The following is a 22,851-nucleotide window of genomic DNA, read 5'->3' as shown; positions in this document are numbered from 1 at the left end:
AAGACCAAGCAGCTGCGCACGGAAATCTCCCGCACTTATGACCTCTTTATGCGCTATACCGCAGCCTCCGCAGAAGCCTATCCAGAGAAAGCTCACTTTGCCAAACTCCTCAAGGATCTCAACACTATCCGAGACAGCAAGCGCCGCCTGGCTAGTCCAAATAAGAAAAACAAACCGGAACAGACTCCGGAAGTAACAGGATAAGAAAAATCCCTCAGAATTGTAAATTCTAGGGGGTTTTTGGTGTTTGATGGACATTGGGCAGGAAATGTGAGGAGGGTAGTCTATAAAAAACATTGGATTTTTACATAAATACTTTATAGAATGAGGAATAGTTGATATAATAGTATGGGTATATTGATAAAGGATGCAATGTTTAAGTATTTAGTAACTTGTTAGAGAGGTATTTTTTAAATGATTGACGAAAGTACGGAAAAGGAAAAAAAGTATGAGTTTCGTTCACTTACATCGAATAAAGATGTAGAAATACAACCAGTCATATCACAAGCCTTAGAGTTTGCTATCAGTGATGTATCAGAGACAACGAATGTAGCTATTACAGGGAACTATGGAGCTGGTAAAAGCAGTGTCATTGAGACGTTTGAGTTAAAGAAAAAAGACAAAAAGTTTATCCATATTTCTCTCGCTCAGTATGATGAATCTAAAAAAAATGAACTTAATAACCGTGAAATTAATACAATTGAGGGAAAGATTATCAATCAATTACTTCATCAGATTGAGCCCAACTCAATTAGAAAGTCAATTTTTAAAACACTGGATGCAGAGTCACAAATTGATCCTAAGAAAAATACAGTTTTTTTATTTTCTATTTTGCTACTGTTTTTGTATTTGAATTTATGGACTGATTTTATTAAGGATATTGATTGGCTTACTTGGACTATTCATCCGATTGTTAGACTTTCAGCACTCGTTATCTTATTTACTTTGTTTTTTTATGGAATTTTTTATTTATTAAAGTTACAAAGAGACATTGGATTCATTAAACACCTATCGCTAAAATCAGATAAAATTGAAACGGATATAGAAGTTTTTTCAAATGAGAGTAGTAAAGTTTCTTATTTTGATAGGTATTTGGATGATGTGATTTATTTGTTCAAACAGTCTGAGGCAGATGTTATAGTCTTTGAAGACATTGAACGTTTCAATGATTCAAGAATCTTTGAAAAAATTAAGGAATTAAATATTGTTATCAATAGAAAAAGGAAAGTGTGTAGAGAGTCTAAATTAGTATTTTTCTATCTTGTTAAAGACGATTTATTCGAGTCACAAGAACGAACAAAGTTTTTTGATTTTATTATTCCAATAGTACCTGTTGTAACGGCTTCAAACTCCTATGATCAGTTATCAAAAATATTAAAAGGTATGGAACTTTATGAGGAATTGGATGAAAAGTTTTTATTTAATATCTCATTATACCTTGATGATATGCGCCTGATTAATAATATTTGTAATGAGTATCTGACCTACAAAGAATCATTGAGTACTTTGAAATTAGATCCTGAAAAAGTATTTTCAATGATAGTGTACAAGAATATTTTTCCGAAAGACTTTTCTCTGTTGCAAAAAAATCAAGGGTATTTATATGAACTGTTGCATTCAAAAGATGAACAGATTGAAAAACGTAAAAAGGAGTTAACTAAAAAAATTCAATCTTTAGAAGAAAATATTAAAAGAGTACAAGAAGAGCATTTGAAGGATGAAGTTGAATTATATGGTTCAATTTTTCAAATTCCTGTGGGTAAAGCTGTAGTTAAAGTAAATGGGAAGTCTCAAGCAGAATTTTCCTCTTATCGCGAGTTTATCATGGAGTTGCTAAAAGAAGATAGCATAATCACTTCTTTTGCGGATTTTTACGATGCTTATCGAAATGAATCAAGAACTGAGGAGAAACTTGATTCTGTATTTCCTGATAGAAATAGCATAGAATTTAGAGAGCGTCTCAAAAATACTAGGTGCAAAAATATACTGTCAGATTTAAATGAAAGTCTAGAATTTGAAAAAAGTATACTATATGAATTATCTAGGACAAAGTTTTATAATATTGAAGATTTTGATAGTGAATATTCTGAATTGATTAAAGAAAATCCGCAATTTGATATCATTCCTTTTTTAATTAGAAATGCTTATATTGATGAAACATATCAAGATTATTTGACTTATTTCTATGGTGGAACAATAACAAAAGAGGAAAAAGAATTTATTAGAAATGTTATTTCTGGGCATGGTAATAATTATGATATTTCTTTAACTAACATTGATGAAATAGTTATCCGACTAGAACTTAATCGCTATACAGATAGTTGTGTGTTAAATTATAGTTTGTTTGAACATCTACTAACTGATAGAACTGAAAACATCGTTTCTTATTCTCAAAAACTTGAATTAATATTTAAACAAGAGAAAATTGAGGATTTTTTAATTAAATTTTATAATCATGCGAACCAGTTAGAAAATAATGCCAAGAAGGAAGAGATTCATAAAGCCTTCTTCGAGAATTGGTTAAGGACTAATATACATTCGTTCAAAAAGTATTTGACTTATATTTCTACTTATATCGATCCATTAAATGATGACTTGGTGGTATCTCTGTTGAATTTGGTTGGTTTAGAAAGTTTATCAGAAGAAACAAAAGTTTTACTTACAAAATATATTGATAAAAATTTTATTATACTTACTGGAAGTCGCGAGTATCAAATCCCGAAAGGACTTGATGGAAGACTTGATATAGTCACTAGAACTTATTCATATAAATTGCCTCAATTAACGAATAATTTGGTAAATTTGAATATAAAATTTACAAATTTTTCAACTTTCGGTAAAAGAGCAGTGAGAATTGGAGAAGAAAGCTTGATTAAGGTTATTGATTGTATTTATAATCAAAAGCTATATTCCCTTACTGAAACTAATGTACGTTTTTTTATGAACTGGTATTCTCAAGAGTTTATTTCAGAAGATGAATTTAGTTATAAAAACTTCGAGTTAATTAATAGTCGGGAAGTATTCAAACCTTTATTAGATTATTGTTTATCTTCGGAAGAAAGTTTATTGCAATATGTTAAGATGTATATCGAATTATCAAGTGGGAAAATGTGTGATAAGCTTTCCTATATTGAACAATTGCTCAATCATGATATCATATTCCAAAATGAGGTTGTTAAAGGTGAAAAGGAGACGATAGCTGAAGCTATAATTAATAGTATTCCAAAGCTTTCTATTGAGTATACTGAAGAGAAGTTTAATGAATTATCTATGGAGAACAAGAGAAAATTGATAAAAAATCTTGTAGTAAATCAAAAAGCTCAAGTTAATTCTTATATTGTTTTATCTTATTTTTCTATCCATCCAGATTTTTCGGATCCAGATTTTTCGGATCCAGATTTTTCAGTTCCAGATGGTTATAGTGATTTAATTGACTTCATTAATCAAGATTCTAATTTTATATTGAATAGAGATATGTTTTTGAAGTTTAATGAGGAATTCCAAAATGACTTCTTTAGACAAACTGTATATGCAGATGATTTGGAATTAACTATCTATCAATCAATACTTAAAGTAATAAAAAGAGATTTTCTGCACTTTAATATACCTGGACTACCTGATGATAGATTAAAAATTCTGATAGATTTAAAATGTGTAAAATTTAACGCTGATAATCTTGGTTATATTAGAAAAGAATACCCATCTATGAGAGATTATTTTATTTGTAGCAATATGGAAAAGTATCTTGAGATTGAAAAAAATGTTCGTGATGAAGTTGAGATCTATGATTTGTTACAAAACGAGAAACTTGGCAACTCCTACAAACTAAAAATAATAGATATTCTGGATTATGTAAGTTTAAAAGATAAAAAATTTTCAATTGAACTTATCACTCACATCTTAGATTCTAAATTTGATATAAATGATTTTAGCTATATAATTAGTTCTGATTATTATGACAATGCTGATGAATCCATCAAAAATAAGATAAGAGAACTAACTAAAGAGCATTGGGACAAACTTATTAATCTAGATAATAGTGAAATTAGTATCAGCCTATGCGAATGGTTATTAGGTCTGGACGATATTGATGATTCGGAACGTAAAAATTTACTTAAAAATAACTTATTATCGAATCCTGAAATGTCAAAATATAGGTTATATTTATTAGGGGATAACTTAGATTTATTTGAACTGTGGGAGATAATGAACTTATTGAGCGATTCTGATATACATGCAGAGTGGATTGAAGCCTTTAATAAATTGAATCAAAATGAAGATGTTGGCCACAATGGGAATCAGTCAGCAACGGTATCTAGTTGTGAATTCAATATCAAGTTATTAGACTATTTAAAGAAAAGAGATTTGATATCCAAAAAATCTCGTCCTGATTTAAAAGGTATTGTTTTATATGGATTTAGAAGTGGCCAAATTGAGTATCAATAGTCTATTTGAATAGAAACGCTATAAATTTGATTATGAGTATCTGCATTATTGTGAGGTGCTCTACTGTTTCCAACCAATCAAGTTCTTCTTTCAGAATGGGTCTTGATTGGTTTTTCTTATTTCCGGATTTTAAACTGTATTTATTCTGTATTTCAAATAAATAGATACTTGAAACTTTATTATATAGCCGTTCTTGACTATAACGTTCGCCATTGTTACGTTTTTGTTACATTTGTTAGGAGTGTATGAATTGTCAGAAAATTTTTATTATAATATGGTTTATAAATAAAGTAAGGAGACTTCTATGCAAAGACAACGTTTTTCACTCCGTAAATACAAGTTCGGTTTGGCTTCTGTTCTGCTGGGAACTGCTCTGGTTTTTGGTGCTGGACAGGCTCAGGCGGATGAGCAGGCGACAGCTAGTTCGTCAGGGCAAGGTCAGCCGACTGCCACTGTGGTATCAGCGACTGAGTCTGCTTCTCAATCATCTACACCTGAGAGTCAGCCAGCAACTCAAGCCCCTGTGGAGAAAGTAGCACCAGCTTCTTCTGAATCGGCTGCTTCAAGTACAGAGCAGGCAAGCCAGCCTTCTACAGCAGAGGCTAAGGAAGCAGCTGCAGCTCCTGTAGAGAAAGGAGCGACTTCTTCATCAGAAGAGGCTTCTTCAAGTGCTGAGAAGGTAACTCAGCCATCTGCCACAGAGACCAAGCCGACAGATCTGGCTAGTCCAACTGCAGAGTCTTCAGCAGCCGCAAACTCAGAAAAGCCTGCTGCTAATTCTGATGCAGTAACAGAGTCACCAACTTCTCAGGATGCTAAACCAAGCAGTATCAGTACAAATGAGATTATCAAGGTTCCTCAAACCTGGTCTCAAGGCTATAAAGGTCAAGGCCGTGTGGTAGCCATTATCGACTCAGGTCTGGATGTTCACCATGAGGTTCTGAAGATCTCTGACCCGTCAAAAGCCAAGTATCAAACAGAGGCAGCTCTGGAAGAGGCTAAGAAAAAGGCTGGTATTGACTATGGGAAGTGGTACAACAGCAAGGTTGTCTATGCCTATAACTATATCGACGGTGATGACAATATCAAGGAAAAGAACAGTTACTCGCATGGTATGCACGTAACAGGGATTACAGCGGGAAATCCCAACAAGAAAGCTCCTAATGATGAGTATGTCTATGGTGTTGCACCAGAAGCACAAGTCATGTTTATGCGGGTCTTCTCAGATCGTCAACGCACAACTAGCGACGCTATCTATATCAAAGCCATTGATGATGCAGTAGCTCTGGGAGCTGATACCATCAATATGAGTCTAGGCTCAGCAACAGGTTCGACGGTTGATGTCAGTCCTAGTCTGCAAGCGGCTATTGAGCGCGCTCGGGCTAAGGGAGTGAGTGTGATCATTGCGGCGGGTAATGACAACACCTTCGGAAGTGAATACTCTAAACCGCTGGTTGAAAATCCAGACTATGGTTTAGTTGGCAGTCCTTCAACAGCAGAAAGCTCTATCTCAGTTGCTTCTGTCAATAACACTGTTCTGACAGAGGAAGTCATGGAAGTTCGCGGTCTGGAAAAGAACGACAAGCTTCTGAATGGTCATTTCAGCTACTCCATGGGCGAGACAAATGCAACTTTTGAAAAGGGCAAAGAATATGAGTATGTCCATGTTGGTCTTGGCCGTGAAGAGGACTTTGCTGGTAAGGATCTGACAGGGAAGCTGGCTCTTATCCAGCGTGGTTCCTTTACCTTCGCTGAAAAGGTTAGAAATGCCATCAGCCATGGTGCTGTTGGTGCTCTGATCTACAATAATGTCGACGGAGCTAACCTAACGATGAGCCTGGATAGTGAATCTAAAAAGGTTCCGTCAGCCTTTATCAGTAAGGAATATGGAGAGGCTTTGGCAGCTGGTAATTACAAGGTGGTCTTTAATGGTCTTAAGGTCAATCGGCCGCATCCAGGAGCAGGTAGTCTGTCTGATTTCTCCAGTTGGGGTGTCACGACAGATGGCTTGCTCAAGCCAGATGTGACAGCACCAGGTGGCGATATTTACTCTTCGCTTAATGACAATACCTATGGCTCTATGAAGGGAACCAGTATGGCTACGCCTCATGTGGCTGGTGTGGCGGCTCTGGTCAAGGAATATCTCCTTCAGCACTATCCAGACTTAACACCTGCCCAGAATGCAGACTTAGTCAAAGCCCTCATCATGTCAACAGCCAAGCTGCACGTCAACAAGGAAACTGGTGTCTACACCTCTCCACGTCAGCAGGGAGCTGGTATCGTAGATACGGCAGCGGCTATCTCTACCGGCCTCTATGTAACAGGGGACAATCAATATCCTAGCGTTTCCTTGGGCAATGTCCAAGACAGCTTCACCTTTGATGTTACGGTTCATAATATCACGGATAAGGACCGGACGCTGAAGATGATTGTCAATACCAACACGGATGCGGTCAAGGATGGCTACTTTACTCTAACACCGCGCAAACTAACTGAAACGGTCTGGCCAGAAGTTACTGTCAAGGCTCACAGCAGCCAGAAAGTGACGGTCAAGGTAAATACTGCTAAGTTTGCGGAAGAGTTGATCAAGCAGATGCCGAATGGCTATTTCCTAGAAGGCTTTGTCCGCTTTGTCGATCCAGCGGATGACGGCGATGTGGTTAGTCTGCCATTCATGGGCTTCCGTGGTCAATTCCAAGATCTGCCAGCTGTAGAAAGACCAATCTATAATCTAGTCCAAGAAGGCAAGTCAGGATTCTATTACCCAGTGCCAGAGGACAAGAGTATCCTATCTGATGACAATGTCTCTTCCCTTGTGACAGAGTCAAGTGATACACTCTACTCTACCGGTCGAACAGCTGCTCGCAGCTCAATTGTACTGGGAACTGCAGAAAATGCTGATGGTAAGCATGTGCTGCAGCTGGGAGCGGATGGTAAGATTCGTCTGGCCTTCTCACCTAATGGTGATGGTAATCAGGACAGCATCCAGTATCGGACAGTTCTCTATCGCAATATCAATAATCTGACAGCTAGTGTCTATACGGCAGATGATAAGGACTATCGCTTCCCAATCTGGCAGAGCAGCACGATTAGAGAAGGCCGCAAGAACTATTATAGTGGACAGTCAGACAATCCTAAGTCCTACCTACTAGAAGATACATACTGGGACGGTCGTGATAGCAAGGGTGAGAAGCTGGAAGATGGCCTCTATACCTATGTGGTTCGCTATACGCCAGATGTGCCAGGTGCTAAAGAGCAGCAGATTAGCTTTAACCTGCAGATTGATAATCAGAAGCCTTTGATTAGCTCAGGCTATATCAGTACCAAGGATGGTGCAGAAACCTTTACAGCTCGTAAGCCAAAAGATGTTGGCAACGGCGGTATTTTGAGAGAACAGGTCTTCTATCTGCAAGCAGATGAAAAAGGGAAAGAGACCTATAAAGCAGTGGATGATTTTGGCATTGAGCGTGATTACGAGCGTCGGGTTTACATCTCAGCCAATGCGGATGGCAGCTACACCTTGCCAAAAGGAGTGGACAAGTCTAAGATATTCTATGTGGTAGAGGATTATGCGGGTAACCGTGATTCCATAGCTTTGTCAGAGCTAGTCAGTGCTGAAAATGATGGTCGTATCCGTGTCGCTCTGGTGGATGCTAATACGCATCAAGATGTATCTTCGACCTTTGTCTATCGGATCAAGGACAGCAAGGGCAAATATGTAGAGTTGGATAAGGGCAAGAAAATCAACGCTCTGCCGTTTGGACGCTACACAGCTGAGATCTTTACTTATGATAAGGATGAGCTTCGTTTCTACAGCGCTCTGACTCAGGAGTTTGAGCTGACAGCCCAAGATAGCTTTAAGACGATTGAGTTTCTGGTCAAGAAGCTGGTCTTTGCACCGGTCAGCGTTGCCTTTGATCAAGCTGTTCCGAAGAATACCCAAGTGGTTCTCAAGAATAATAATGGCGATGCTTATACGCTTCCAGCAGAACTGTTTGGCAAGCATGCCTTCGGAAGATCCGTAGCATCTGGATTCTACTCTGTCTTTGTCAACCTGCCGACCGGCTACGAGCTCTGGGAAAGTGAGCCGACTGTTGAGGTCAAAGAGGGCAAAAACAACCTGCTGAAACTGGGAGTTATCGTCAAGTCAGGCTTGCTGGCGGCTGTCAATCAGCAGTCTAGTCTGGTCGGCACTGCTCAGTATTACAATGCTTCTGCAGCGAAGCGCACAGCTTACGACCAAGCATATCAGGCAGCCAAGGAAGCTTTGACAAGTAAACTGACCCAAGCGCAAGTTGATGCCGTAAGAGCAAAACTAGAAACAGCATCTGCTGATCTAGACGGCAAGGACTCCGATCTTGCTGCGGTTAAAGCAGCTGTGGAAGCTTATGCAGCTACTACTAAGACAGGAGCTTATGCCAATGCTAAGGATAGGACTCGCCGCGCTTATGACAAGGCCTTCCAAGCAGTGGCTCTGCTCTTGGTGCAGGACAAGGTGACCCAGGAGCAAATCGATACAGCTCTAGCTCAGCTGACTACAGCAGAGAAGAAGCTGGATGGCAAGGCGACTAACTTTACCAATCTCAAGAAGATAGTCGATGATGAGGTGCATTACCAAGCCATTAGCAATAAGTTTATCTATGCGAGTGACGCATTGAAGTCGGCTTATCTAGAAGCTTATGCACAGGCTAAGGCAGTCTTGGCGGATCCAGGTGCCAGCCAGGAAGATGTCAAAGAAGCTATTGCCAACCTCAAAGAGGCAAAAAGAAAACTCGATGGCAGAAAGCCAAGAGTCGTAAGACCGAAAAAGCCTAGACAAGCCTAATTGGTTTAGATTAGTTGAAATCCCTTAAGTTGAAACTTGAGGGATTTTTCGATAAGTATTTTACATTGGCCCTATTTTCTGCTATAATCTTTTTTAGAAAGAATTCTCATTGTCTACTTTTTAGCGAGTTCGGGATAGTGTGAGCCGGATAGGGAAGCAGTGCAGATGGCGCTTTCGGTTATAATTTCAAAAGCAATGAAGTAATAAATTAGGGTGGAACCGCGTCTTGACGCCCCTAGGTGAATAGCCTAGGACTGTCGGATGTGGTTCTTTTGCGTACTGAGTCTATTGTTCGAAAGAAAGGAGATTCGTGGAGAACTTTTATCTTGTAAAAGACGAGAACCAATTAGCAGCTTTTCGAGATTTCGTCGCAAAGAATGCCGCAAAGTTGCAGGATTATCTAGCTTTTTTAAAAGACGAGTTTGCGGTTTATGATTTACCGCAAGCCATCATTTGGTCCGATTTTGATTCTGCTACGCAGATCATTCGGGAAATTCCTGTACCAGCCTATACAAATGATAGGCGGATGGTTATGACTCCCGAATTGACGGTTTGGAAAGATTTATATCTTCTTCAGTTGGAGAATTACGAGTCCTCTCACCAAACTCAAGCAATAGCAAACCACTATCAGTCTTTGTCTGAAAATTCTCTCTTGCAGATTGTGGGCCATGAGTTAGCTCATTGGTCGGAGCATTTTTTAGATGATTTTGATGGATACGGTGCCTATATCTGGTTTGAAGAAGGGATGGTTGAGTATATTAGCCGCAAGTATTTCTTTACAAATGAGGAATTTCGAGTGGAAAAAGCTTGTAATCAGTCTCTCGTAAAGCTCTTTCAGAAAAAGCACGGTTGGCACTCATTGAATGATTTCGGCACTTCGACTTATCAAGGGAATTATGCTAGTATTTTTTACGAATATTGGCGCAGTTTTTTGACAATTGACAAGCTAGTAGAAAATCTAGGCAGCGTGCAAGCGGTCTTTGATTCTTATCATCGGTGGGCAAACACAGATAAAACACTTCCCTTGTTGGATTGGTTCATACAGCAGAAAATAATAGACAAAGAGATATAAACAAACTAAAGGAGTAACAAATGTCTAAGAAACTTACCTTTCACCTCGCCAAAGTCAATTGCGAACCTAAAGGTTCGATTGACTAACGACAACCGCTATGAGGCGGTTTGTCTAGGCGATGTACTAGCTTTTCAAAAGGGAAATAATCGTTCCCTTTTGAACGCTTCGCAAGAATCTCAAGAAACTAAAGGAGTAAATAATGTCTAAGAAATTAACCTTTCAGGAAATTATCCTGACTCTACAGCAGTTCTGGAATGACCAGGGCTGTATGCTCATGCAGGCTTATGATAATGAGAAGGGGGCGGGAACGATGAGTCCCTATACTTTCCTGCGGGCAATTGGGCCAGAGCCTTGGAACGCGGCCTATGTCGAGCCGTCTCGTCGGCCGGCAGATGGTCGTTATGGGGAAAATCCGAATCGTCTTTACCAGCACCACCAATTTCAGGTGGTTATGAAGCCATCACCAAGCAATATCCAAGAACTTTACTTGCAGTCTTTGGAGCTCTTGGGAATCAATCCGCTGGAGCACGACATCCGCTTTGTCGAGGATAACTGGGAAAACCCGTCAACTGGCTCGGCTGGTTTAGGCTGGGAAGTCTGGCTGGATGGTATGGAAATCACTCAGTTCACATACTTCCAGCAGGTCGGAGGTCTGCCAACTCAGCCGGTGACTGCTGAGGTGACTTATGGTCTGGAGCGTCTGGCTTCTTATATCCAAGAAGTGGACTCAGTTTACGACATTGAGTGGGCTGATGGTGTTAAGTACGGTGAAATTTTCACTCATCCTGAGTATGAGCATTCTAAGTACAGTTTTGAGGTCAGCGATCAAGACTTGCTCTTGGGGAATTTTGAGAGGTTTGAAGCAGAAGCTAAGCGCTGTCTGGACGAGCATCTGGTGCACCCAGCCTATGACTATGTTCTCAAATGCTCGCATACCTTTAACCTCTTGGATGCACGTGGAGCTGTATCTGTGACAGAGCGGGCTGGTTATATCGCCCGTATTCGTAATCTGGCCCGTGTCGTGGCCAAGACCTTTGTGGCTGAGCGCAAGCGTCTGGGTTATCCGCTTTTGGATGCAGAGACTCGCGAGAAACTCTTGGCAGAGGAGGGAGAATAATCATGGTAAAAAATTTATTAGTTGAATTAGGCTTGGAGGAAATGCCAGCCTATGTCGTAACTCCGAGCATGAAGCAGCTGCGCGACAAGATGGGAGCTTTCCTGACAGACCATCGTCTGACCTTTGAGAAAATTGAAATGTTCTCCACACCTCGCCGTTTGGCGGTGCGCGTGGTTGGCTTGGCGGACAAACAGTCTGATTTGACAGAAGATTTCAAAGGCCCTTCTAAGAAAATTGCTCTGGACGCTGACGGCAACTTTACCAAGGCTGCAGAAGGCTTTGTTCGTGGCAAGGGATTGACAGTTGAGGACATTACTTTCCGCGAAATCAAGGGGGAAGAATACGTCTATGTGACCAAGGAAGAAATCGGCCGCCCTGTAGAGGAGATCATCCCAGCAGTGACAGAAGTTCTGCAAGCCCTGACCTTCCCTGTCAGCATGCACTGGGCCAACAACACCTTTGAATACATTCGCCCGGTCCACACCTTGACTGTGCTCTTAGATGAGCAGGCCTTTGATTTGGAATTCTTGGACATCAAGAGCGGACGTACTAGTCGAGGACACCGTTTCTTGGGCAAAGAAACGGAGATTGCTTCAGCGGATTCCTATGAAGATGATCTACGGGCTCAGTTTGTCATTGCCAGTCCTCTTGAGCGGGGAGATATGATTGTCGAGCAGATTCGAGCACTGGAAGAGGAGCACGGGGTTTCTATCGAGATTGACGAAGACTTGCTCAATGAAGTGTTGAATCTGGTAGAATATCCAACTGCTTTCTTGGGTAATTTTGATGCCAAATACTTAGAGGTGCCAGAAGAAGTCTTGGTAACTTCCATGAAAGAGCATCAGCGTTACTTTGTTGTGCGCGATGCTGAAGGCAAGCTTTTGCCACACTTTATCTCTGTCCGTAACGGAAATGCAGAGCATTTGGGAAATGTCATCAAGGGAAATGAGAAAGTCTTGGTGGCTCGTCTGGAAGATGGGAAATTCTTCTGGCGGGAAGACCAAAAGCTAGCTATTGTCGACTTGGTTGAAAAGCTGAGCAATGTGACCTTCCACGAAAAGATTGGCTCTCTGGCAGAGCACATGGAGCGGACTGGTAAGATTGCGGCTCTCTTGGCGCAAGAAGCAGGATTGGATGCTGATGAGACAGCCGACTTGGCTCGTGCAGCAGCTATTTATAAGTTTGACCTGCTGACTGGTATGGTTGGTGAGTTTGATGAGTTGCAAGGTATCATGGGCGAGAAGTATGCTCTTCTGGCTGGTGAGAATGCTGCGGTGGCAGCAGCTATTCGGGAGCATTATATGCCGACTTCAGCCGATGGCGAATTACCTGACACCAAGGTCGGAGCAGTCTTGGCTCTGGCTGATAAGCTGGATACCATTCTGTCCTTCTTCTCAGTTGGGCTGATTCCAAGTGGTTCTAATGACCCGTATGCTCTGCGCCGTGCGACTCAGGGTGTTGTGCGTATCTTGGACAAGTTTGGCTGGAACATTGACCTTGCCCAGCTTCTTGGTCGACTTTACGAACTCAAGTTTGATAGCCTAAGCTATGACAATCAAGCAGCTGTGCTGGACTTCTTCCGTGCCCGCATTGAGAAAATGATGGATCGCAGCATTCCAAAAGACATCGTGACGGCTGTTCTTCAAAGCACTAACTTTGTCGTACGCGATTTAGTAGAAACAGCTGCGCTCCTAGCAGAAAAAGCTCAGGAAGACAACTTCAAGTCAGCAGTCGAAAGCCTGTCTCGGGTCTTCAATCTAGCTGAGAAAGCCCAAGGGCAGACCGCTGTCAATCCAGCTCTCTTTGAAAATCAAGAGGAAAAAGACTTGGCAGCGGCTATTGAAGCAGTCGAGCTGCTGCCTGACTTAGCTGCTAATCTGGACCAACTCTTTGCCCTCAGTCCAGTTATCGATGCTTTCTTTGACCATACCATGGTTATGGCTGAAGATGAGGCTGTGCGTAACAATCGCCTAGCTCTCCTGGCGTCTTTGACGGCTAAAGCGGGACAGTTGGCGAAGTTCAATCAGATTAATACCAAATAAAAGGTAAGAGAGGTAGAATCATGGATCCTAAAAAAATTGAACGTATCAATGAATTAGCTAAAAAGAAAAAAGCTGAAGGCCTAACTGCTGAGGAAAAAGTGGAACAAGCCAAGCTTCGTGAAGAGTACATCGAAGGCTACCGTCGTTCTGTTCGCCATCACATCGAAGGCATCAAGATTGTTGATGAGGATGGTAATGATGTAACGCCTGAAAAATTACGTCAAGTTCAGCGCGAGAAAGGCCTTCACGGCCGTAGTCTGGATGACCCAGAGTCTTAAGTAGATATAAATAAAAAAATCCCTCGCTAGGAAGCTAGAAAGTTCCTGTTGAGGGATTCTTTTATTCTTGTTTATGTTTTTTCAAAATGTGGAGAGCTATATAGATGCAGCTAGCGATGATTGCTACATCGAGCCAGAAAATCCACGGCTCTGTAATACGGAAAAAGAAATAAGCAGCGATGGCAATAATGAGGGACAGAATGCCTAGATCCATTTTTTCTTTGAGATTGAGTCTCATAGGTCTTCTTCCTCCTTTTTTTGTGCTTGACGAATCTTTCCTTTGGCAATGAAATGCATAATCAGTCCAAATCCAAGGCCTGCGGCTAATCCAGTTACAATAAGTTTAGGTTGAAGCAAAACTTGTAGGATATCTTTCTTTTCCATGACAGCTATCATGATGCTAAAGAGAGGGTAAAAGAGTAGCCAATAGGAGAAACCTGCTTTGAGACCAGCATGTTTCATAGCTTTTTCTTCTTTTTCATCCTGAAGTCCTAGCTCTAGGTCATCAATTCCTTTGCGCCGTGCTTGAATGACTATATAGACACAGAAGCCGAGGATAAGGATTTCCAGCAGGATAGGATAGGCAACAGCGATAATTTTGGGCCAGCGAAAGGCTAGGGGAAAGGCGATGGCATTGCCAAAAATCAGAATAAAGAAAAGCCAGATAAAGCCTATATTTCCTAGGTGCTCAGCCTGTTGGCGCTTTTGCTCGTCCAAAGGTCCGGTAATGCCGTAAAATCGTTTAATCATCTTGTCTGAGAATGTTTCTTTTTTCATGTTTGAGTCCTTTCTTTAGGTATAAATCTTGCTGCAGGGAAAAACTCTTAGTCATCTGAATCTTCATCTGTCAGCTGGGGTTCCCAAAAGAGGGCGTTGAGGTCAGTATCCAGCGCTCTAGCCAGATTGATACAGAGCTCGAGGGTGGGGTTGTATTTGTTATTTTCAATCATATTGATAGTTTGCCGCGATACCCCGATAGACTTGGCCAACTCTAGCTGAGACATCTTTTTTTCTTTTCGAAATTCTTTGACACGATTCATTACACCCTTCCTTTCTAATTCTATAACTGATAACTTCCAGTAAGTTTGTCAGTTATATTTGACTTTTATTTTATGCTAGTATAATACTTTTTGGAAAAAGTGTCAAGTATATCTGACAAAAAATTTAAAAAAGGATTTCATCCGCTTACTTTTTCTTTTAAATTTTTTTTTGCTTTTGAATGTGATATAATAAGTAAGATATGACAAACGAATTTCATCACATTACGGTTCTTCTTCATGAAACGGTTGACCAGCTGGCGGTTAAGCCTGACGGCATCTATGTCGATGCGACCCTTGGCGGTGCTGGTCACAGCGAATATCTTTTGAGCCAGCTCGGAGATGAGGGGCATCTTTATGCCTTTGATCAGGATCAGACGGCTATTGACAATGCTAAAAAGCGTTTGGCTCCTTATGTAGAGCGGGGGATGGTGACCTTTATCAAGGACAATTTCCGCCACCTCAAGAGCCGTTTGCAAGAAGCCGGTGTGGAAGAAATTGATGGAATTTGTTATGATTTAGGCGTTTCCAGCCCACAGCTGGATCAGCGTGAGCGTGGTTTTTCCTACAAACAGGATGCGCCTTTGGATATGCGCATGAACCGCGAGGCTGCCTTGACAGCTTTTGAGGTTGTCAATCATTATAGCTATCAGGATTTGGTACGAATCTTTTTTAAATACGGCGAAGACAAGTTTTCTAAGCAGATTGCTCGCAAGATTGAGCAGGCTAGAAGTATCAAGCCTATTGAAACAACGACAGAACTGGCTGAAATTATCAAGTCAGCTAAGCCAGCTAAGGAGCTGAAGAAGAAAGGGCACCCAGCCAAGCAGATTTTTCAGGCCATTCGGATTGAGGTCAATGATGAATTGGGCGCAGCGGATGACTCTATTCAGCAGGCTATTGATCTGCTAGCGGTGGACGGCCGGATTGCGGTCATTACTTTTCATTCGCTGGAAGACCGTCTGACCAAGCAGCTTTTCAAGGAGGCGTCGACAGTGGATGTTCCCAAAGGCCTGCCTTTCATCCCTGATGAACTGCAGCCTAAGCTGGAGCTGGTCAGCCGCAAACCAATTTTACCAAGCAAAGAAGAATTAGAAAGCAATAACCGGGCTCATTCCGCCAAACTGCGCGTGGCCCGTAAGATACACAAGTGAGGAAGAAATGTCAGAAAAAAGACCAAACCCGCTTCAAGATCAGATGAGAAAATTTTCCCGAGTTGAGAAGGCCTTTTACGGCTCTATCGTTTTGACTGCCATTATTTTAGCAGTCAGCATCGTCTTTATGCAGACCAAGCTATTGCAGGTGGATCGGGATTTGACGGAAGTCAATACACAGATCGAAGCAGAGCAGACAGAGTTGGCCGACATCAAGCAGGAAGTCAATGAACTAACCCGCTATGAAAGGCTGTCTCAGTTAGCCAGCTCTCAGGATATGAAACTCCAGAAGGGAAATCGTAAAACAGTGAGTTCAACGGATGAAGAATAGAATTTTTGAAAGAATTAAAAAATACGCCCTGAAAAATAGGCAAACCCCTGAATACAATCGGCGGCAAGTGGGAAAGAGCATGAGTATCTTAGCTATCTTTCTCTTTTTCGTTTTCTTGATTAATTTTGCCATTATTATCGGGACAGACCAGAAGTTCGGTGTTAATCTATCTAAGGGTGCAGAAGTGGTCCATCAAAAGACGGTCACAGTCGCTGCCCGGCGGGGAACGATTTATGACCGAAATGGTGTTCCTATTGCTGAGGATGCCACGACTTATAATGTCTATGCCATTATTGACAAGAGTTACAAGTCAGCTACCGGCAAGATTCTCTATGTAGAAGAATCCCAGTACGATAAGGTGGCAGAGATTTTCAATCAATACCTAGAGCTGGATAAGGACTACGTCAAAACCCAGCTGTCTCAGAAAAATCTCAAGCAGGTTTCCTTCGGGGCCCAGGGCAATGGCATTACCTACAGTAATATGAATGCCATGCGGGAAGCCTTTGAAGCTGCTGGTATTGAAGGGATTGACTTTACTACCAGTCCCAACCGCAGTTATAGTAACGGTGTCTTTGCCTCCCAGTTTATCGGTCTTGCCCAGCTGCAGGAGGATAAGGAAGGCAATAAGACGCTGAAAGGGACTTCTGGCATGGAGCAGGCTCTGGATAGGATTCTTGCTGGTCAGAATGGGATTGTGACCTACGAAAAAGACCGAAATGGTAATGTTGTCCCTGGGTCGGAAAAGGTCTCTGTACAGGCAGAGGATGGCAAGGACGTCTATACAACGCTGTCGGCTGATTTGCAAACCTACCTAGAAACGCGGATGAACGCCTTTCAGGAAAAAGTCAAAGGTAAGTTTGTCAATGCGACCTTGGTCAGTGCCAAGACTGGCGAAATCCTAGCCACTTCTCAACGGCCGACCTATAATGCCGATACCAAGGAAGGCTTGAATGAGAAAAATCTGGGCAACTGGAACACCATGCTCTATCAAGGTCAGTATGAGCCTGGATCTACTATGAAGGTTATGACTCTAGCTTCAGCTATTGATAATGGCAGCTTTAATCCTAACGATACCTTTGACAGTAGAGAATACAAAGTTATGGATGCGACCATTCGGGACTGGAATGTCAACATGGGGATTTCAGAAGGGGAAACCCTGACCTTTGCCCAAGGATTTACCTATTCCAGTAACGTCGGTATGACTATTCTAGAGCAGAAGATGGGCAATGACAAGTGGCTAGACTACTTGAGTAAGTTTAAGTTTGGTCTGCCGACTAGTTTTGGTATGGGTAATGAAACCTATGGCTCCTTGCCAGGTGATAACTATGTAACTATTGCCATGAGTTCTTTCGGTCAAGGGATTGGTGTGACCCAGGTGCAGATGCTGCGCGCCTTCTCGTCCGTTGCCAATGATGGTGTCATGGTTGAGCCTAAGTTTATCAATGCTATCCATGATCCTAAAACCAATACAGCTCGTAAGACTGCGACGGAAATTATCGGAAATCCTGTCTCAGAAAAAGCAGCTCAAACCACTCGGGATTATATGGTTCAAGTCGGAACAGACCCCTACAAAGGAACCCTGAATGTCGGTGGCGAGCCTGTTATTCAAGTGGCTGGTCAGAATGTAGCTGTTAAGTCAGGGACCGCTCAGATCGCTTCTGAAAATGGTTATCTAGAGGGTGAGAATGACAATATCTATTCAGTTGTTGTCATGACGCCGGCAGAAAATCCTGAATTTATCATGTATGTGACAGTTCAGCAGCCTGAGGAAAAATTCCAGCCAATATTCTGGCAGGAAGTGGTCAATCCGGTCTTGGAAGAAGCAGTCGCTCTCAAAGACAGCCTTAATCTGACAACGGAAGCGACTCCGGCTCTTGAAACAGTCACTGAAGAAACCAGTTATAAAATGCCATCACTGGAAGAACTGACCAAGCAACTAGGTCTGAAACATCAAGTCAGTCCTGGCGGTCTGGCAGATGAATTGCGCCGCAACCTCGTCCAACCAATTGTGCTGGGAACAGGTGGCAAGATTAAAAAAGTATCTGTCAAAGAGGGCAAAAATCTCAAGGCCAACCAGCAGGTTTTGATCTTGTCAGATGATTTAGAAAGTCTGCCTGATATGTATGGCTGGACCAAGGCTAATGTTGAACGTTTTGCGAAGTGGCAGGGCATCGAAGTCACTTTCAAAGGAGAGGGCTCCAAGGTCGTCAAGCAGAGCGAGAAGACCAATACTTCGCTGAAAAATCTCAAGAAAATAACAATTACAATGGGAGACTAATATGCTTATTGCTCTTATTGCAGGAATCGTAACTTTTATCCTAACTATCATCGGCATTCCTGCCTTTATTCGTTTTTACCATAAGGCTCGTATCACAGGCCAACAGATGCACGAAGATGTCAAGCAGCATCAGGCCAAGGCCGGAACACCAACCATGGGTGGCACAGTCTTTCTCTTGACATCTGTTTTGGCTAGCTTTGTTATCGGTCTGTTTTCGCATCAGCTGTCCAACGGCCTCATCATGATTCTTTTTATCTTGGTCCTGTATGGCGTTGTCGGCTTTTTGGATGACTTCCTCAAGGTTTTTCGTAAGATCAACGAAGGTCTAAATCCCAAGCAGAAACTGTTTTTGCAGCTGGTCGGCGGAGTTGTCTTTTACTTCTTTTATAATCAGCACGGTGCAGGTGACCAGCTGAATATCTTCACCGTTCCTGTCCAGATAGGCTTCCTCTATGTCTTTTTCGTCCTTTTTTGGCTGATTGGCTTTTCCAATGCTGTCAATCTGACGGATGGAATTGATGGTTTGGCCAGTATCTCGGTGGTCATTAGCTTGGTGGCCTATGCTGTAATTGCTGTTGAGCAGAAGCGTTTTGATATTTTGATTGTCATCATCAGTATGATTGGTGGCTTGCTAGGCTTCTTTGTTTTCAACCATAAGCCTGCTAAAATCTTCATGGGCGATGTAGGAAGTCTGGCTTTGGGCGGTATGCTGGCTGCTATCTCCATTTCCCTTCATCAAGAGTGGACCCTGCTCTTGATTGGGATTGTCTATGTGTTTGAAACGACCTCTGTTATGATGCAGGTGACCTACTTCAAGCTGACCGGCGGCAAGCGGATTTTCCGGATGACTCCGGTTCATCACCACTTTGAGCTGGGAGGCCTAACTGGCCACGGCAAGGAGTGGAGCGAGTGGAAGGTCGATTTCTTCTTCTGGGGAATCGGTATCGTGGGCAGTCTTTTGACCCTAGCTATCCTATATCTATAGCAAGAAGCGAGTCTCTGGCTCGCTTTTCTGCTTCTTAGATTTGAGGGTAAGCAGGATGGTTATTTTTTTGGTATAATAGTTAGGATAATAGAATAGAGGACAAGATGAAATTTACAGAATTTAAGTTTAAAGATTATATTCAAGAAGCGCTCAGGGATTTGAACTTCGTTGAAGCGACTCCAGTCCAAGAGAAGCTGATTCCAGTCGTATTGTCAGGTCGGGATTTGGTTGGGGAGTCCAAGACAGGCTCTGGTAAGACCCATACGTTTTTGCTGCCGATCTTTCAAATGCTGGATGAGGAAGCAGACAGCGTGCAGGCTGTTATTACAGCCCCAAGTCGGGAGCTGGCAGCGCAGATTTATCAGGCCGCTCGGCAGTTAGCTAGCTTTTCTGAAAGAGAGATTCGGGTGGCCAACTATGTCGGTGGGACAGACAAGGCTCGTCAGATTGGAAAGTTAGAGTCCAGTCAGCCTCATATCGTCATCGGAACGCCTGGTCGGATTTATGACTTGGTAGAGTCAGGCGATTTGGCTATTCACAAGGCCAAGACCTTTGTCGTTGACGAGGCAGATATGACACTGGACATGGGCTTTTTGGCGACGGTTGATAAGATTGCAGGCCGGTTGCCTAAAGACCTGCAGTTTCTCGTTTTCTCAGCGACCATTCCGCAGAAGCTCCAGCCTTTTTTGAAAAAATATCTGTCTAATCCAGTCATTGAGCAGATTAAGACCAAGACGGTCATTGCGGACACCATTGAAAACTGGCTTCTGTCAACCAAGGGACGAGACAAGAATGCCCAGATTTATCAAATCAGTCAGCTCCTGCAGCCTTATCTGGCTATGATTTTTGTTAATACCAAGACGAGGGCAGATGATCTACACAGCTATCTGACAGCTCAGGGGCTTAAAGTTGCTAAAATTCATGGCGATATTGCTCCGCGGGAGCGCAAGCGTATCATGAATCAGGTCAAGAATCTGGATTTTGAGTATATTGTTGCTACTGACTTGGCAGCGCGGGGGATTGATATCGAAGGTGTCAGCCATGTTATCAATGATGCCATTCCTCAGGACTTGTCTTTCTTTGTCCATCGGGTAGGCCGAACTGGTCGTAATGGTCTTCCTGGTACAGCCATTACTCTCTACCAGCCGAGCGACGACTCAGATATTCGGGAGCTGGAAAAGATGGGGATCAAATTCACTCCCAAGATGATAAAGGATGACGAGTTTCAGGATACCTATGACCGAGACCGTCGGGCCAATCGGGAAAAGAGCCGGGAGAAGCTGGACACGGAAATGCTGGGGCTGGTCAAGAAGAAAAAGAAAAAAATCAAGCCAGGCTACAAGAAAAAAATTCAGTGGGCTGTTAACGAAAAGCGCCGCAAGACCAAGCGAGCAGAGAATCGTGCACGTGGCCGGGCAGAGCGTAAGGCTAAGCGCCAAACCTTTTAGTGATATACTTTTCTTATCGCTGTGATAAGAAAAATATATTAGTCTTTATGAGATAGATATGATAGACTAGTGAAACTAGTCTATTTTTATATTGGGCTTAGTGTGGCTTATTTGATATTTAGGAACACGAGATTTGCATTAGCTACTCATGTTTTGACTGCTAAAAGACAGTAAAAGCGAAGCAAATTCTTTGTTTTGTTCCAGAATTGTGTTAAAATATTTCATTATCAAGAAAAGGAAGTAATAATAGTGGTTACAACTTATCTTCTGACAACTGGTTGGTATGAGGAGTTCCTCAAGTTCATTCCAGATGGTAAATTATTTAGTTTAAGGGCTGTTTTTGAGGCTATTCCTGGCATTTTGCAAAATCTACCAATCACCCTTCTCTTGACAGCGGGTGGTGCAGTTTTTGGTATTCTGCTTGCCATGGTTTTTGCTATCGTCAAGATTAATCGGGTTAAAGTCCTGTATCCGATTCAGGCTTTCTTTGTCAGCTTTCTGAGAGGAACGCCGCTGCTGGTCCAGCTCATGCTGACCTATTTTGGGATTCCTTTATTTCTCAAGGCCATCAATCAGAAGTATGGCACAAGCTTTAATATCAACGAAATTCCAGCGTCTGTCTTTGCGATTGTTGCCTTCGCTTTCAACGAAGCAGCTTATGCCAGTGAGACCATTCGGGCAGCAATCTTGTCCGTGGATTCGGGAGAAATTGAAGCTGCTCGCAGTTTAGGGATGACCAACAAGCAGGTTTATATGCGTGTCATTATCCCCAATGCAGCAGTAGTCGCGACACCTAGTCTGATTAATTCCCTGATTGGCTTGACTAAGGGAACTTCTCTGGCCTTTAGCGCTGGTGTAGTGGAAATTTTTGCCAAAGCTCAGGCTATCGCAGGGGCAGACTACCGTTACTTTGAGCGTTTTATTTCGGTGTCACTGATTTATTGGGCTGTCAATATTCTCATTGAGCAGCTTGGCCGCTGGATCGAAAAGATGATGGATATCAAACAGCCGGATAAATTTGAATCGCTTCAGCAAGCAGAAGGAGAAGGAATCTGATGATTAATATTTCACATTTAAGTAAGACTTTTTCAGGTCAAAAGGTTCTGGATGATCTCAGTTTGGACATTCAAAAAGGTGAAGTAGTGGCTTTGATTGGCTCTTCAGGTGCTGGGAAGTCAACCTTCCTCCGCAGCCTCAACTATCTGGAACAGCCTGATAGCGGAAAGATTGCTATCGACGGTTTCAAAGTGGATTTTTCAAGCATTTCTAAAGATGAGATTTTGCTGCTGCGCCGCAAGCTAGCTATGGTTTTTCAGCAGTTTAACCTCTTTTCCCGTCGGACAGCTCTGGAAAATGTCAAGGAAGGTCTGCTGGTAGTTAAGAAACTGTCAGACCAAGAAGCGACTAAGATAGCCAAAGAAGAGTTAGCAAAAGTTGGCTTGTCAGACAGAGAAAATCACTATCCTAGACATTTGTCAGGCGGTCAGAAGCAGCGGGTAGCCTTAGCAAGGGCTTTGGCTATGAATCCAGATGTTCTTTTGCTAGACGAGCCGACCTCAGCCTTGGATCCCGAGTTGGTCGGAGAAGTAGAGAAATCAATCGCTGATGCAGCCAAGTCTGGCCAGACCATGATTCTGGTCAGTCATGATATGTCCTTTGTCGCTCAGGTTGCGGATAGAGTACTCTTTTTGGACAAGGGGAAAATCATAGAGTCTGGGACACCAGATGAAATTATTCATCATCCAAAGGAAGAAAGAACCAAGGAATTTTTTGCTAGTTACAAACGGACCTATATTTGATATAATAGAGACAGTGAAGGCTCAGTTGGCTAGACCAGC

16 protein-coding genes and 1 pseudogene are annotated in these 22,851 nt (G+C 42.4%); 14 read left to right on the top strand and 3 right to left on the bottom strand.

The features are described 5' to 3' along the window. The 7 genes and pseudogenes from RWX26_RS09910 to RWX26_RS09880 all read left to right on the top strand — a co-directional run. Positions 1-204 (top strand): annotated as a pseudogene (locus RWX26_RS09910) (hypothetical protein); the annotation flags it as partial. Positions 205-414: 210 nt separating this feature from the next. After that, complete coding sequence (locus RWX26_RS09905; RefSeq protein WP_314581351.1) at positions 415-4,446, top strand: hypothetical protein; 4,032 nt, start codon at positions 415-417, stop codon at positions 4,444-4,446. Between the two features lie 304 nt (positions 4,447-4,750). Next, positions 4,751-9,271, top strand: a complete 4,521-nt coding sequence (locus RWX26_RS09900; protein WP_314581348.1) for a S8 family serine peptidase — start codon at positions 4,751-4,753, stop codon at positions 9,269-9,271. A 310-nt stretch (positions 9,272-9,581) separates the two neighbouring features. After that, positions 9,582-10,343, top strand: a complete 762-nt coding sequence (locus RWX26_RS09895; RefSeq protein ID WP_314581345.1) for an elongation factor Tu — start codon at positions 9,582-9,584, stop codon at positions 10,341-10,343. Positions 10,344-10,542: 199 nt separating this feature from the next. Then, complete coding sequence (glyQ, locus tag RWX26_RS09890; RefSeq protein ID WP_002911276.1) at positions 10,543-11,460, top strand: glycine--tRNA ligase subunit alpha; 918 nt, start codon at positions 10,543-10,545, stop codon at positions 11,458-11,460. A gap of 2 nt (positions 11,461-11,462) precedes the next feature. Beyond that, the gene (glyS, locus tag RWX26_RS09885; protein WP_314581343.1) at positions 11,463-13,502 is read left to right on the top strand and encodes a glycine--tRNA ligase subunit beta; all 2,040 of its coding nucleotides are present in this window, start codon (positions 11,463-11,465) and stop codon (positions 13,500-13,502) included. Positions 13,503-13,522: 20 nt separating this feature from the next. Next, positions 13,523-13,780, top strand: coding sequence for a DUF896 family protein (locus tag RWX26_RS09880; RefSeq protein ID WP_004189791.1), 258 nt, complete (start codon positions 13,523-13,525; stop codon positions 13,778-13,780). 61 nt (positions 13,781-13,841) lie between these two features. On the opposite strand, the gene RWX26_RS09875 is transcribed toward RWX26_RS09880, so the two are convergent. From RWX26_RS09875 to RWX26_RS09865, 3 genes are read right to left on the bottom strand one after another with little or no spacing between them, the layout of a single operon-like run. Beyond that, complete coding sequence (locus RWX26_RS09875; protein ID WP_314581341.1) at positions 13,842-14,018, bottom strand: hypothetical protein; 177 nt, start codon at positions 14,016-14,018, stop codon at positions 13,842-13,844. Beyond that, positions 14,015-14,557 carry a DUF3278 domain-containing protein gene (locus RWX26_RS09870; protein WP_002923356.1) on the bottom strand — a complete coding sequence of 181 codons (543 nt, stop codon included), beginning with the start codon at positions 14,555-14,557 and terminating at the stop codon, positions 14,015-14,017. The genes RWX26_RS09875 and RWX26_RS09870 overlap by 4 nt, the downstream gene beginning before the upstream one ends. Before the next feature lie 47 nt (positions 14,558-14,604). Beyond that, entirely contained in the window at positions 14,605-14,820 is a 216-nt protein-coding gene (locus RWX26_RS09865; RefSeq protein ID WP_314581338.1) for a helix-turn-helix transcriptional regulator, read from the bottom strand. Between the two features lie 200 nt (positions 14,821-15,020). Here RWX26_RS09865 and rsmH point away from each other — a divergent pair, with 200 nt between their 5' ends. From rsmH to RWX26_RS09830, 7 genes are all read left to right on the top strand, one after another. Beyond that, on the top strand, positions 15,021-15,971 hold the full coding sequence (gene rsmH / locus RWX26_RS09860) for a 16S rRNA (cytosine(1402)-N(4))-methyltransferase RsmH (protein WP_314581336.1): 951 nt from the start codon (positions 15,021-15,023) through the stop codon (positions 15,969-15,971). Between the two features lie 7 nt (positions 15,972-15,978). Further along, positions 15,979-16,302 carry a cell division protein FtsL gene (gene ftsL / locus RWX26_RS09855; protein WP_002893529.1) on the top strand — a complete coding sequence of 108 codons (324 nt, stop codon included), beginning with the start codon at positions 15,979-15,981 and terminating at the stop codon, positions 16,300-16,302. Next, a complete protein-coding gene (gene pbp2X, locus RWX26_RS09850; RefSeq protein ID WP_314581332.1) occupies positions 16,292-18,580 on the top strand; it encodes a penicillin-binding protein PBP2X in 2,289 nt (762 codons plus the stop codon). The genes ftsL and pbp2X overlap by 11 nt, the downstream gene beginning before the upstream one ends. A gap of 1 nt (position 18,581) precedes the next feature. After that, positions 18,582-19,565: a phospho-N-acetylmuramoyl-pentapeptide-transferase gene (gene mraY, locus RWX26_RS09845; protein ID WP_002911286.1), complete on the top strand. Its 984-nt coding sequence runs from the start codon at positions 18,582-18,584 to the stop codon at positions 19,563-19,565. A gap of 104 nt (positions 19,566-19,669) precedes the next feature. Beyond that, positions 19,670-21,013 carry a DEAD/DEAH box helicase gene (locus tag RWX26_RS09840; protein ID WP_314581329.1) on the top strand — a complete coding sequence of 448 codons (1,344 nt, stop codon included), beginning with the start codon at positions 19,670-19,672 and terminating at the stop codon, positions 21,011-21,013. Positions 21,014-21,259: 246 nt separating this feature from the next. After that, the gene (locus RWX26_RS09835) at positions 21,260-22,069 is read left to right on the top strand and encodes an amino acid ABC transporter permease (RefSeq protein WP_314581354.1); all 810 of its coding nucleotides are present in this window, start codon (positions 21,260-21,262) and stop codon (positions 22,067-22,069) included. Continuing rightward, positions 22,069-22,812 (top strand): amino acid ABC transporter ATP-binding protein, encoded by a 744-nt coding sequence (locus RWX26_RS09830; protein WP_002896944.1) that lies wholly within the window; start codon positions 22,069-22,071, stop codon positions 22,810-22,812. The genes RWX26_RS09835 and RWX26_RS09830 overlap by 1 nt, the downstream gene beginning before the upstream one ends. Positions 22,813-22,851: the final 39 nt, after the last annotated feature.

Source organism: uncultured Streptococcus sp. (assembly GCF_963536705.1).
Lineage (GTDB): Bacteria > Bacillota > Bacilli > Lactobacillales > Streptococcaceae > Streptococcus.
The sequence above is the reverse complement of the archived record's forward strand: the minus strand, read 5'-3'. Positions and strand labels throughout refer to the sequence as shown.

Coding starts and splice junctions, on each gene's coding strand:
- RWX26_RS09905 (WP_314581351.1), top strand. CDS start 415: ATGATTGACGAAAGTACGGAAAAGGAAAAAAAGTATGAGTTTCGTTCA.
- RWX26_RS09900 (WP_314581348.1), top strand. CDS start 4,751: ATGCAAAGACAACGTTTTTCACTCCGTAAATACAAGTTCGGTTTGGCT.
- glyQ (WP_002911276.1), top strand. CDS start 10,543: ATGTCTAAGAAATTAACCTTTCAGGAAATTATCCTGACTCTACAGCAG.
- glyS (WP_314581343.1), top strand. CDS start 11,463: ATGGTAAAAAATTTATTAGTTGAATTAGGCTTGGAGGAAATGCCAGCC.
- RWX26_RS09880 (WP_004189791.1), top strand. CDS start 13,523: ATGGATCCTAAAAAAATTGAACGTATCAATGAATTAGCTAAAAAGAAA.
- RWX26_RS09875 (WP_314581341.1), bottom strand. CDS start 14,018: ATGAGACTCAATCTCAAAGAAAAAATGGATCTAGGCATTCTGTCCCTC.
- RWX26_RS09870 (WP_002923356.1), bottom strand. CDS start 14,557: ATGAAAAAAGAAACATTCTCAGACAAGATGATTAAACGATTTTACGGC.
- RWX26_RS09865 (WP_314581338.1), bottom strand. CDS start 14,820: ATGAATCGTGTCAAAGAATTTCGAAAAGAAAAAAAGATGTCTCAGCTA.
- rsmH (WP_314581336.1), top strand. CDS start 15,021: ATGACAAACGAATTTCATCACATTACGGTTCTTCTTCATGAAACGGTT.
- ftsL (WP_002893529.1), top strand. CDS start 15,979: ATGTCAGAAAAAAGACCAAACCCGCTTCAAGATCAGATGAGAAAATTT.
- pbp2X (WP_314581332.1), top strand. CDS start 16,292: ATGAAGAATAGAATTTTTGAAAGAATTAAAAAATACGCCCTGAAAAAT.
- mraY (WP_002911286.1), top strand. CDS start 18,582: ATGCTTATTGCTCTTATTGCAGGAATCGTAACTTTTATCCTAACTATC.
- RWX26_RS09840 (WP_314581329.1), top strand. CDS start 19,670: ATGAAATTTACAGAATTTAAGTTTAAAGATTATATTCAAGAAGCGCTC.
- RWX26_RS09830 (WP_002896944.1), top strand. CDS start 22,069: ATGATTAATATTTCACATTTAAGTAAGACTTTTTCAGGTCAAAAGGTT.